This is a genomic window from Paenibacillus sp. Marseille-Q9583, from assembly GCF_976954365.1.
On record NZ_CDRJTB010000051.1, the window covers coordinates 38,648 to 49,998 of the forward strand.

Below are 11,351 nucleotides of genomic sequence, written 5' to 3' on the forward strand. Positions count from 1 at the left end.
TATCTTATACTTACAACTATTCAAAAGGGAGGTTTCGTTAATGAAAGAGACAGTATTATTTCTAACCCGTCACGGGCAGACCGAATGGAATTTGCAGAAAAGAATGCAAGGACATCAAAATTCAGCGTTAACAACCTTAGGTGAACAGCAAGCGGAATGGTTGAGAGATCGTTTGGAAGGTGAGAATTTAGGAGCCATTTATTCTAGTACTAGTCCAAGAGCATTGCATACTGCGCAGATTTTACGAGGAAATCGGAGATTACCGATTCAGCAGCAAGCTTCATTAATGGAAATTAACATGGGCATTTGGGAAGGAATGAACACAGATCAGATTGAACAAGAATATCCATTACAGTACACCCATTTTTTCACCAGACCTGATCTTTTTATTCCTCTAGCCCCAGGTGAGACCTATAGTCAGCTTGAACAAAGAGTAACGCCGACTATTGAGCGTATCATTAACGATAATGAAGGACATGAGGTACTTATTGTCACGCATCGGATGACCCTGAAAGTCATTATGGCTCATTTTCTCAATAAATCATTGCAGGAATTAGGGGAACTACCGGATATTCTCTCTACAGCATTGTGTAAAGTAACCCTAACTGACAACAATACAACTATCGATCTGTACGGCGATACTTCACATTATCAATGAATCCTTCTCAAAAATAAAAAAGGAAACTCCGATTTAAATGGGGTTCCCTTTTTAGACTTCAATTTTAAATTTCCACACTTTTGATTGTAAAGCTGCGGACCTTCATCCATTTTCCTGAAATAAATTCGTCAATTGTTTTCGTCTTCGGTCTAACACAAAAACGATGCTTGCTCCCTTTATCAAAACCAACCGCTTCAAAAATCAGGCCGTCACCGATTTGCTCCTTAAAGAACACTTGCTTAAGTCCCAATCTATTTAACATTTCAAGCTTTACACTTTCGATATATGTGCGTGAATACTCCTTAGACATGTGTGTTCCTCCTAGTAGTGGTAGTAATATTATAAGTTCAATATTAAGAAAATCAACTGAAGATCACATAATCACAAAAAGAAAAAAGCCAACCCATAGTCTATGGATTGGCTTCTACTATATAAGTTGATTACGAAATTATTTAACTTCTGTTGTTCCAGTCACTTTTCCATCAATAACAGCTGATGTTTTCAGATCTTCGCTCGCGAAGTAGAGGTTACCATCAATAGTGGCGGTTTCAGGCAGAGTAAAGCCTTTCGCTTCTACATAAACATCGCCTTTAATCGTTCCGCCTTCAACTTTCAAATTCTCACTTTGTACTGTAAACTTTGGTACGGTTAGTGTATAAGTAGCAGTGATCTTGTGATCAGCATCTTGCGAATAAAGGGCAATCTTACGGTAGATGTCGCCATCTGCGGCTCCTTTATTACGGAATTCTCCAGCTACAACAACCTCATCAGGAATCGTTACATCATTTAGAATCGCAACAATCCAGTTTCCATCTTTGCTAACAGCCTTAGTAAATGCATCTGCTTGATTCACGATCGAAGCTGTAGTGACAGCATCTGTCTGCTCAGCAGCCGGAGCTGAAGTTGCCGCCGAATTGTTTGCTTTATCCTCATTTGCTCCACAACCTGCCAATACTGCTACCGAAACCCCAGCCACTAAAATCATTTTAAATAGTCTCATTTTCGATTCCCCCTAATTTTGATTATGAATTAATTATATATTAAAATTCTTAATAATTAAGTGAATGATTTCACAAATTTGTGTCAGTATATAAAGCGGTTTCACAGCTCTCTCTCTTCCCGATTAAGATTCGCTCCCATGAGTCACACCTCTTCTCGCTGACTGATTTAGGTTCTTAAATCTATTTACCCAAATTATAAAAATGAACACAAGCATCATTTGCTTCTTGGTATAAAGTCAATCGTTGACTCTATTCAAGTGTTAATGATAATATTTGGAAATAAATATCTCAGCAAGGGAGAAGTTTACTGGTGAAAATGAAAAAGACTACAATGAAAGACATCGCGCTGCAAGCTAATGTCTCCGTTGCGACTGTAAGCTATGTTCTGAACCGCGTCGATAACCAAACCATTCCTGAGAAGACCCGCAATCAAATACTGTCACTTGCCGAAGAACTTCATTACATTCCTAATCTAGCAGCCCGTTCGCTTGCCAATAAAAAAACGGGATTAGTAGGGATACTTGTCAATCATTCTGCTTATATGCCCCCTTGGAAACTCTATGCACAGTTCACCTTTATCCGTGCTTTGGAACAGCGTTTAACGGATGCCGGATATCATACGCTGTTATATTCTCTTGGTGCTGACCATCCTTCTCTGAATATCATCGTCGAAAGAAAGCTCGAAGCCGTCTTTCTGATCGATGTCCGCGATGAATCCTTCTATTCAATTTCCAAACATTTTGTAGAAGGCATCCCCTTGATTTTGATCGACAGCATGATTGAAGATAAGCTGTTTAAGCAAGTTCTTTACAATTATCGTTCAGCTCTACAAAAGATAATGCCGGAGGATCTTTCACAGGTTTGTTTAATTATGGAGAGCTTCAATAATTCCTTACTCACTAACTTTATCCAAGACAGTCTTCCTTTACCTGAGAAAGCGATATTCAAAGTTCAAAATATGGAGGAATTGAATACAATCTTATCGGAGGGGATCTACAAAGAAGCTATAGTTATTAATGAGTTTATCGGAAGTTATGTTGAAAAATCCGGGGTATTCGCACGTCTTTCTGTTCTATGTACCTGTAATTGCCCAGAAATGCTTGGAGAAGACGTTCAGAAATTCATATTCACTGGGGATAAATCAGCCACTGCTTTTGAACTAATGCAGGAGTTATTACATCGTCCTGACTACTCCAAACAAGAGAATAATCATTATTTTGTTGATTAATTTTTTTTCGACATTCACTTAAACGTTTAAGTTAAAAGGAGAGATACCCATGACAGATCCTGTTTTAGCAAAACATGCATCCACCACTGCACAATCCTATCCAACCCTTTGGGGAAACCGGAGATTTATGCTGCTACTCAGCTCCTATTCCATTTCTTTGTTTGGAAATACCTTTCACAGCATTGCTTTAAGTTTATGGGTACTTCAGACGACCGGAAGCGCTAAAATGATTGCCTTTATTACGATAATCAATTTATTGCTCAGTTCTTTACTCGGATCGATAGGAGGCACACTCGCAGACAGGATCAATCGCAGAACCATTATGTTAATCACTGATTTGATAAGCTGCGGTCTAGCAGTTACGCTTGCTCTGTCCATTTCCATGTCTTCTACATCATTCATTATCGTGGCCATATTAACGGGACTTACGACAGTCTCAGCATTATTCCAATCCCCTGCGTATCAAGCTTCAATTACCACTGTAGTTGGAAAAGAACATGTGCAAAAAGCAGTCGGGATTCTGAACCTATCAGAGAATGTCTTTCGGACGATTGGGTATTCCGCTGGAGGTATTTTTGTAGCGAGTTTTGGAGCGGCAGATGCCATATTATTTGATGGAGCTACATTTTTCGTTTCCTTTCTACTAGTTCTTGCTGTCCGCTCCCTTCCACTCCCAAACCGAGTGAATACCGGATCTAAAGAAGAAAGAAAATTCACACAGGATCTTGTGGATGGCGTTCGTTATATATGGAGATACCCCTTCGCCAGAGCAATAATCATAATGCTCCCTACGCTCACATTGTTCTTTATGCCTTCACTGATGCTAACGCAAGTTATGGCCGTCAAAGTATGGAATTCTAGTCCCTTTCAGTTTGGACTCATGGAAGCCTGTATTCCTCTAGGTTATATGATTGGTTCCAGCATGATCTTGTTTCTCGGCTCCAAATTAAAGAATCGCGGCTTCTTTATCATGACTGGACTGCTGTGTCTGGGTCCCCTGTACCTCCTGTTATCGTTCGTCACTACTGCTGCCTTAGCCATTCCCATCATTCTTCTAATCGGCTTTATGTTCTCATTCTGTACATTGCTGATAAATACAATCCTCAGACTGGAAGTTTCGGAGGATATACAAGGTAGAGTCTTCGGTGTACTTGGCTCCATTATGAGTGTTGCACCCTCACTTGGTCTTACAGCTGTTTCATTCCTGTCTGATCACTTCAGTCCAGCCCCTGTCATGGGTTCCATCGGAGTCCTGTTACTACTATTTGCTTTATTAACCTTGACCAAGTTAAAGGTGATTCGTAATTATAAGTAATTTTAGAACATATCTTATGACCGTTATCGTCCATTTTTCCTAATAACGCGCCTATGATGAAGTTCAATCAGTAATTGAACAACTATAATGATCAATAAGAAGATTCCTACGACGCCCGTCAAAAACGGATAAATTAGAGGGAAAAATAAACTTGGATAACTTTTAGTAATATCCGAATAGAAGCCCATACCCATAAGTGATGTACCCGAGAACTCGATAAGCTTCACCCCTAGATGATTGTCACTTCTTTGAGCATAACTCAGCACCTTTTCTTCTATACTGCCGTCATGTGAGATCGTGATTATTTTCCATTTTCTCTTTTCCATCGGCTGACTATCATCTGTAAGTCTTTGGACTATATTAATTTCTTTCTCACCAGTCTTTCGATCCGTAACAGAAAGGATATCTATCCATGAGAAATATCTGCTTCCTCGTTCCCGATTAGACAACCATATTTCATCAGGAGTTGAGATTTTTTGACCATTTAATAAAAACTGAACTTTCACAATATCTCCAGGCGGGACACTCTCCTCTTCATCCCAAAGGGTCAATTCTGCTTTCCTGCCTGTATTTTCTTCTTGGATCTTAATATGCTTATCATCAACCGTTAGTTCTCGAACGTTTAACGTGTTATATCCTTTTTCAGCATGGTTGATCTCATAACGCTGATTGATTTGATCTGAAATCATATACTCACGGATATAGTTGAACAATGGGCTGAAAGAAATCGCTAGCAAGAAAAATGAAATCACCGATAAATAAATTATTTTTTTCATAATGAATCCTTGTGAGCGATCGTCAGCTTGAAATTTTGTCTTGAGCCACCTTCGGGGCCATTTGGAACCCCATCCTGCATAGGAAAGAAACCAAACTTCTGATAAAATCTTCTAGCAGGTTGACCCTCTGGATGATCCTCCCCAAATGTAGTAACGAATATCTCTGCTGGGGTTTCGATACTTTCGATAATATAGTTAAGAAGGGCTGTCGCAACTCCTTTATTTCTCTCTATGGCTGAAACAGATAACCAACCAATCTTGTAATTAGGGGCATTGGATGAAGAGAATAACACAGCTCCAAGTAATCTTGAACCTGGCGAACCATCGTTTTCTCGTACACAAAAAGCGCTTTGTCGACTGATATTTTTTTCTAACGCTAGAGTGAAATTCGGATCATCTACCATCGGCCCAAAAAGGGACTCTACCTCTGCCGCCAGCTCCAGCCATCCTCTTATATCCTCCATAGTAGCGTTTACTACATTCATATATAAGTTCTCCTTTAGTAGTCTTGGTTACACCATTCGATACACTGAGAGTTAGCATAAATCTCGCCACCTTGCTCCCGATTGGTACTTATAAGCGTGTAGAAAGCATCTTTTCTTACACTTCCCGTTTCAAAGCCTGACCAATAAAGGGCTACATCTATTAGCTCTTGGGTTGGATGGATAGGTCCTGCTGCTTCCCAGTCAATAATAATGGGTATCTGAAGCTCATCCCATAGTACATTTTTTTGATCTAAATCCCGATGGCTGATAACCATATGATTCAATATCAATAATTGTTCCGCTGAAGAATCTACAAGTTGTTCCCAAGGATTATTTGGTTCAGGTTATCTAATAGCAAGCTAGACCATTCCAAACCATCCTGTTTTGTATCCTTAGCATTTAATTCCATAATGACTTGAGAAGCACAAGCAGCAAGCAACGCCGATAACATCATAAAATAAATAAGACGATCGTTATAATTTTATTTCGACTTGAAATAATAGTAGAACGTACCCTTGGCAATCCCGATCTCCTGCAAGATGTCGTTCACTGTAGTACTCGCATAACCTTTCGTAAAAAAGAGCATTTCTGTCTTATCCAATATTTCATTTCTGCGTTCTTCTGCTTCTTTGGAAATTCACATTTATTCTGAGTCCTCCTTTTTATAGACCGACCGTCGGTCCATTCCATTAAAATCCATTTAATACATCATGTCAATGATGTTCCAGCAAATTGGACGAAAGAAAAAAGGTAACCTCAAATGGATGAGGTTACCTTAATGTGCAGTCAGCATAATCAAGAGACATTTTTGCGCTTTAGAATATGATACACATTGCTGAACATGCCGGACAGGATGCCAGCAATTGGGAATACACCCCAGTTAATGTCCCAGCATCCATAGACAAAGCCCGTAAACAGAAAAATCGCCGTCGCCAACGGCCACAACACAGCCCTCACAAATTGTTCTTTTCCCTTCTACTTTGCATCGATATGTGGCTCATTCAGTAGCTTCTTATAAGTTTCTTGGATATTTCCGTAATAGACAAACAAGAACACCGCAGTTGCTGCAATCACCAGAAAGGCAGAGACTCCATAAGCAGCGAAATCATCGTTGACATACGAAGTTGCGAAGATAAAGGTCGGCGATAGCACACAAAGACAGACGCCCACAATCAAAGCAAGGCGATAAGTCGGAGCATAAAGGGCTTGACTGCGCTGAAGCGCTGTTTTGAGCGCATAAGGTAGCTGAAAACCTTGCTCTAGACTTTCAAAGCGCTCGAGTTTCATGCCGCTATGAATGAACATGCCAACGGCCACAGCGACCAGCACGAACATTCCGACCATCCCCAGCATCGAACCTTTATCAGCCATATCAGCATTATTTTCAAACAATGTACTAAGAGTAATCAACAGCGCCACGCCGCATGCACAGAGAAAAACACCGAGACCGGTCCATAATCCAGAGCTACGTTTGGCAGCCGCATAAGCATAGACCTCTTCTTCACTAAGCATGGGCACAGTCTTCTCCTGTCCGGCTGGATGGATGCCTAGCTCAGCAGTAAGCTCCTCAATATTGCCGAATTCCGAAATAACGATACCGATCGCCTCATTCTCAGACTTGCCATCCCGCTTCAGCTCAAGGTACTTATCTTCCATCCCGGACAGCAGCTCCTGCTTCAAATGCTCCAGTTCCGGAGTCTTCGGCAGACCCGCAAACATATTATCCAGATATACTATGATCGTCTCCATGCACTATCACCACTCCTTGATAAATTGGTTTACAACTTCCTGCGTAACCTTCCATTCCTCACATTTTTCTCGGTAATAGGCGAGACCCAGCGGGGTAATCCGGTAATAGGTGCGCCGCTTGCCAAGACTCTCATCCAGATAAAAGGATTCAATGTACCCGTTCTTCTCCAGCCGGGTAAAGGCGGAATACAGCGTTGTCTCCTTCATGACATACTTCTCTTGAGTCAACTGCCTGATATTCTTAGAAATCTCGTACCCGTAGGATTCCCCATCGAGCAGCATGTAGAGGATCATCGTATCATTGTAACCACGTATAACATCACTGCTGATCAAAAATGGTACCCCCTATGATTACTTCATCTGTCGTAGTAGTTGCAGTATACCATAATTACTACGACAGATGAAGTAGTTGCGAAAAAAATAGGTAAAAAAATCTAAAAGATAAAAAAAGAGAATTGCTCTATGTGAGCAACTCTCCTCAAATCAGTTAGTCTCTTGAATTTTCAAAAATCTGATCAATCTTCTCTTTCGCACCTTCCCAGGAGGTCAATAATGGAAATCCATATTGTTCACGGGCTCTCAAATTCCATGGATGCGGAATACAGAGTACTTTCCTTCCGTCCTGCAATGCAGGAACCAAGTTGTGAACCCCGTCATCGATCAGAAGATCATAATTAATAAGATTCTTTCGTTTGCATGGGAAGAAATTTTCGATGGGAATAAACGGCATATGCTTCTGCAGCCAGTTCCATTTTTCAACAACTGCATTGGGCTGGGCCGCCGTAACAATAATAACATCATAAGCATTGTGCAGCTTCTCCATTTCACCTACAACATGCTCGTCGAATAATTCAAGCTCCTCATATAAACCAGGCCGCCCATAGAATACATCTTGTGTACAATCTGGATGACGTAAATGATCCGTATTCCAATCAAGCATCTCCTCGTACTTCAGTACATGAGTGGGGAAATCATTGTTGTTATGGTATATAGCTCGTTTGACTAGATGGCATATCGTGTCATCCATATCAACTGCAATTATAGGCTTTCTCATCTGTGTCCCCCATATGTTTTTTTATATTACTATTTGAGTATACACAATATAATTACTGTTTTCGTCTTGAGTTAGTTAAATTTATATTTAATGTTTTTTAAACGCCTCTACGCATCTTTGACAGATACAGGCTTTACCACTCAGTTCCAAAGGTACCCTTTCTAGTAGTTCTGCAGGAATTTCCGTATGAAAACACCAACAATCACCACTATTAGCACCACAATGATTTAATTCTTTACATAAAGGACAATACCGTTGTTTAATTTGTTTATTTTTTATTTCCAAAGCTTCTACTCCCCCATACGATTAAACATTTCACTTCTATTATTTACTTTTCTTTTTCATGAAATTCAAATACTTCCTTCATAACCGCCTCTGAAGATTTCCTATCAATTCATTCCTTCTATAGATCTTTGCAATTCCTCTATACTTTCCTGAAGAAATGCCTTATTGTTCTCAATCCCTCTAGTTTTACACCAAACTACCGCACTAAAAGCATCATAAAAACTATAAAACGGTATTATATTTTCGAGATCAGGTAAAGGACGAACCGATTCGTAGCCTTGCACATACGGGAGCCGGGTTAGCGGGTTCACTTCCCAGACGTATCGGTTCATTTTTGTAAAATCAATTTCAGAGGAACCACCACGAGCGCTCTCGTAATCAATTATACCAACGACTCGATTATCTTTTATTAATATATTGCCTGGTCGAAAATCCATATGAACAACACAAGGCCCATCAGGTTCAGGTAACGCCGAATATACGCTATCAAAGTGAGTTATACATTTCTCAAATAAATCAGGATGAAGGAGCTCCTTACAAGGTTCTTTCCACTTTTCATAATTATTTTTCAGGTATAATCTCCAGCTATTGTTCTCTACCATCTGAAAACCATCGGATCCATAACATCCATACGCTGGCATGGTAACTTCATGAAGCATGGCATGATAATTACCGATTTGAAACGCCAGACTCTGATCAATGTTACTCGTACAAGGCACCCCATCTATAGCGGAGAGAAGCATTGCACCGACACTCCTATTATCTCCGTCCCAGAAATCCAATACTTTTGGAACAGGTATAACACCCTTTAGTCTTTCAAGCATATCAAATTCGCGAACCAGTTTATCCCTGTTGTATGGAATTTTCACGTATACGTTGTCTAGATTAATAAGAGTAAGTTTATACACTTCAGAACTAAACGACTCTGGAACAGACTCTATATTCAAAACATTCAGCTTAAAAATTTCAATTAATTTATGTATGGATTTCATACGACTACCTCCAGTCTCAAGGGAAGGTGCTCTGTTCACGGTTGTGAACTCCCTATTCTTGCATTAAGATAGAGAACATTAGGAGTTTCTCAGGAACTCAACCGGGAGATTTGAACAGATGAAATTTAAGAATCATAGCTTTTCTGGTATCATTCATAGTGATCTGCTTGCTACCCAAGAGCTTGTATATAACCCGTGCAATCTTGATTGCTCTGACCTCATTCATGAACCACACAATGCTGATTATGGGGCGTATATATTTAATTTAAACGCGCTATCCATAAGATTCCGTGTTGCAAAAATCACACCTACAAAGATCGGGCAGTTTGTCACGTTATGGGAGAGAATTGGAGATGGCCCCATCCAACCCTATGCTATATCAGATACTGCTGATCTCTTCGTTATAAGTACGCGCAATGAGAATCACTTTGGTCAATTTGTATTTCCAAAAGCTGTGCTAGGTAAACAAGATATATTATCCGATAAAGGTGAGGGTGGCAAAAGAGCACTACGAGTGTACCCGCCATGGGATAATCCCACGAGTCGTCAAGCTCAAAAAACACAACAATGGCAGTTGGAATATTTCTTAGAGATACCAACAGATAAGCCATTAGAATTCCTTCGTGCGCAAACGCTTTACGGTTTCCCCGTAAATCGTACAGTCTGACCAATATCCTCCGCATGCTTTATATCCGCCCACAAAATAAAATAATTGTACATAGAATCTCCTATTTTCACTGCTTCTGGATATTTCAAAATAATAGCAGCCTGATGATTCCATTCCTCTTCCTGATCAGCAGAAGGCACAATCAATCGTGCTTTCTCTTCCGCTTTTAGCCCTTCTAGTGTCAGTTCAATGATTTGTGGGTCGGAGCCATAAGGCTTCAGTTGATGAAAGGCATCCATGTTTGCTACATCATCGATGGATAACCCCTCTCCAGAAATAGCGGATAATTGAAAGAATCCGTCTTCCCCCTGATATTTTTCATCATATTCTGGATTCACTACCCACTCGGAGGGATACTTCAAAGTGACCTTATGCTCTTTTGAAGTATATGTTGACAACCCCGATGGCTTGACCAGTATTCCGATTCCAGTACTTACTAATGCAATAGCCGCAATAATCAGGACCCCTAACCACCATCTTTTATACGTTGACGTCTTCACATTATCCCCCTAAATCAATATTTAGTTGACATGCACAGCATCAGGAAATAAGATATAAGCAAACATATGAGCAATCATTCATATGTATTAGTAAGGAGGAAATTACAATGAGTAATCTAAAAAATATCCTATCCCTAATTCTTTTCTCCATATTCCTTATTTCTTACCTTTTGAAGCTCCTTATACTTTACAAAAAGAACCACATTAAAGGAAACGTATTAGCTAAAGAAAATAAACGATCTATGATCCATTATACCGAGCTGTTCGTTAAGACTACTACTTTTGTGTGGGGAGCAGCGTGGTTTACGTTTTCCTTAGCGGAGTCATACATAGTTACACTAGTAGGAGAACATTTTAATCATCCGGCGATTCACTTTATCGGTGTTGGTGTAGTAGCCCTCGGATGTTCCATTTTCATACAAGCAATGATTGCCATGCGTACTTCGTGGAGAGTTGGGATTGATAAGTCTACTGTAACAAAACTCATCACGCACGGTATATATAAATTTAGTAGAAATGCCGCATTTGTCGGTTTCGATCTCATGTTTCTTGGATTGTATCTTATGTATCCAAATTCATTAACACTAATTATATTCTTTCTTAACATAGTAGCCATTCATTTACTTATTCTTCAGGAAGAG

At 39.9% G+C, this 11,351-nt stretch carries 17 protein-coding genes and 1 pseudogene; 5 read left to right on the forward strand and 13 right to left on the reverse strand.

Annotated elements, in window-relative coordinates:
* Nucleotides 1-40 precede the first annotated feature (40 nt).
* Entirely contained in the window at nucleotides 41-658 is a 618-nt protein-coding gene (locus ACWNM1_RS21010) for a histidine phosphatase family protein (protein WP_449602521.1), read from the forward strand.
* A 64-nt stretch (nucleotides 659-722) separates the two neighbouring features.
* Here ACWNM1_RS21010 and ACWNM1_RS21015 read toward each other — a convergent pair whose 3' ends face one another.
* The gene (locus tag ACWNM1_RS21015; protein ID WP_042189863.1) at nucleotides 723-968 is read right to left on the reverse strand and encodes a hypothetical protein; all 246 of its coding nucleotides are present in this window, start codon (nucleotides 966-968) and stop codon (nucleotides 723-725) included.
* 138 nt (nucleotides 969-1,106) lie between these two features.
* A complete protein-coding gene (locus ACWNM1_RS21020) occupies nucleotides 1,107-1,658 on the reverse strand; it encodes a polymer-forming cytoskeletal protein (RefSeq protein ID WP_042189865.1) in 552 nt (183 codons plus the stop codon).
* Nucleotides 1,659-1,975: 317 nt separating this feature from the next.
* Between ACWNM1_RS21020 and ACWNM1_RS21025 the strand changes: the two genes are divergently transcribed.
* Both ACWNM1_RS21025 and ACWNM1_RS21030 read left to right on the forward strand, forming a co-directional pair.
* Complete coding sequence (locus ACWNM1_RS21025) at nucleotides 1,976-2,887, forward strand: LacI family DNA-binding transcriptional regulator (protein ID WP_449602535.1); 912 nt, start codon at nucleotides 1,976-1,978, stop codon at nucleotides 2,885-2,887.
* Between the two features lie 49 nt (nucleotides 2,888-2,936).
* Entirely contained in the window at nucleotides 2,937-4,202 is a 1,266-nt protein-coding gene (locus ACWNM1_RS21030; protein ID WP_449602522.1) for an MFS transporter, read from the forward strand.
* 23 nt (nucleotides 4,203-4,225) lie between these two features.
* On the opposite strand, the gene ACWNM1_RS21035 is transcribed toward ACWNM1_RS21030, so the two are convergent.
* The 10 genes and pseudogenes from ACWNM1_RS21035 to ACWNM1_RS21080 form a co-directional block, all read right to left on the reverse strand.
* Nucleotides 4,226-4,978, reverse strand: a complete 753-nt coding sequence (locus ACWNM1_RS21035) for a hypothetical protein (protein ID WP_449602523.1) — start codon at nucleotides 4,976-4,978, stop codon at nucleotides 4,226-4,228.
* Nucleotides 4,975-5,463: a GNAT family N-acetyltransferase gene (locus ACWNM1_RS21040; RefSeq protein ID WP_449602524.1), complete on the reverse strand. Its 489-nt coding sequence runs from the start codon at nucleotides 5,461-5,463 to the stop codon at nucleotides 4,975-4,977. Before ACWNM1_RS21040 ends, ACWNM1_RS21035 begins: the two co-directional genes overlap by 4 nt.
* A gap of 14 nt (nucleotides 5,464-5,477) precedes the next feature.
* Nucleotides 5,478-5,753 carry a phosphotransferase gene (locus tag ACWNM1_RS21045; RefSeq protein ID WP_449602525.1) on the reverse strand — a complete coding sequence of 92 codons (276 nt, stop codon included), beginning with the start codon at nucleotides 5,751-5,753 and terminating at the stop codon, nucleotides 5,478-5,480.
* Between the two features lie 194 nt (nucleotides 5,754-5,947).
* Nucleotides 5,948-6,100 (reverse strand): annotated as a pseudogene (locus ACWNM1_RS21050) (TetR/AcrR family transcriptional regulator); the annotation flags it as partial.
* Nucleotides 6,101-6,258: 158 nt separating this feature from the next.
* On the reverse strand, nucleotides 6,259-6,420 hold the full coding sequence (locus tag ACWNM1_RS21055; protein WP_449602526.1) for a hypothetical protein: 162 nt from the start codon (nucleotides 6,418-6,420) through the stop codon (nucleotides 6,259-6,261).
* 18 nt (nucleotides 6,421-6,438) lie between these two features.
* Nucleotides 6,439-7,212, reverse strand: coding sequence for a permease prefix domain 1-containing protein (locus ACWNM1_RS21060; protein WP_449602527.1), 774 nt, complete (start codon nucleotides 7,210-7,212; stop codon nucleotides 6,439-6,441).
* Nucleotides 7,213-7,218: 6 nt separating this feature from the next.
* Nucleotides 7,219-7,545, reverse strand: a complete 327-nt coding sequence (locus ACWNM1_RS21065; protein ID WP_042189881.1) for a PadR family transcriptional regulator — start codon at nucleotides 7,543-7,545, stop codon at nucleotides 7,219-7,221.
* Between the two features lie 154 nt (nucleotides 7,546-7,699).
* Nucleotides 7,700-8,266, reverse strand: coding sequence for a 5' nucleotidase, NT5C type (locus tag ACWNM1_RS21070; RefSeq protein ID WP_042189883.1), 567 nt, complete (start codon nucleotides 8,264-8,266; stop codon nucleotides 7,700-7,702).
* Nucleotides 8,267-8,353: 87 nt separating this feature from the next.
* Complete coding sequence (locus tag ACWNM1_RS21075) at nucleotides 8,354-8,551, reverse strand: cysteine-rich CWC family protein (protein ID WP_449602528.1); 198 nt, start codon at nucleotides 8,549-8,551, stop codon at nucleotides 8,354-8,356.
* A 104-nt stretch (nucleotides 8,552-8,655) separates the two neighbouring features.
* Nucleotides 8,656-9,543 carry a phosphotransferase family protein gene (locus ACWNM1_RS21080; protein WP_449602529.1) on the reverse strand — a complete coding sequence of 296 codons (888 nt, stop codon included), beginning with the start codon at nucleotides 9,541-9,543 and terminating at the stop codon, nucleotides 8,656-8,658.
* Between the two features lie 118 nt (nucleotides 9,544-9,661).
* Here ACWNM1_RS21080 and ACWNM1_RS21085 point away from each other — a divergent pair, with 118 nt between their 5' ends.
* Nucleotides 9,662-10,210 (forward strand): MepB family protein, encoded by a 549-nt coding sequence (locus ACWNM1_RS21085; protein WP_449602530.1) that lies wholly within the window; start codon nucleotides 9,662-9,664, stop codon nucleotides 10,208-10,210.
* Here the strand turns inward: ACWNM1_RS21085 and ACWNM1_RS21090 are convergent.
* A complete protein-coding gene (locus ACWNM1_RS21090) occupies nucleotides 10,180-10,710 on the reverse strand; it encodes a peptidase M56 (RefSeq protein WP_449602531.1) in 531 nt (176 codons plus the stop codon). The two genes, ACWNM1_RS21085 and ACWNM1_RS21090, sit on opposite strands and share 31 nt — an antisense overlap.
* A gap of 107 nt (nucleotides 10,711-10,817) precedes the next feature.
* Here ACWNM1_RS21090 and ACWNM1_RS21095 point away from each other — a divergent pair.
* Nucleotides 10,818-11,351 (forward strand): methyltransferase family protein (locus tag ACWNM1_RS21095; RefSeq protein ID WP_449602532.1); only part of this gene is annotated, 534 nt, incomplete at its 3' end.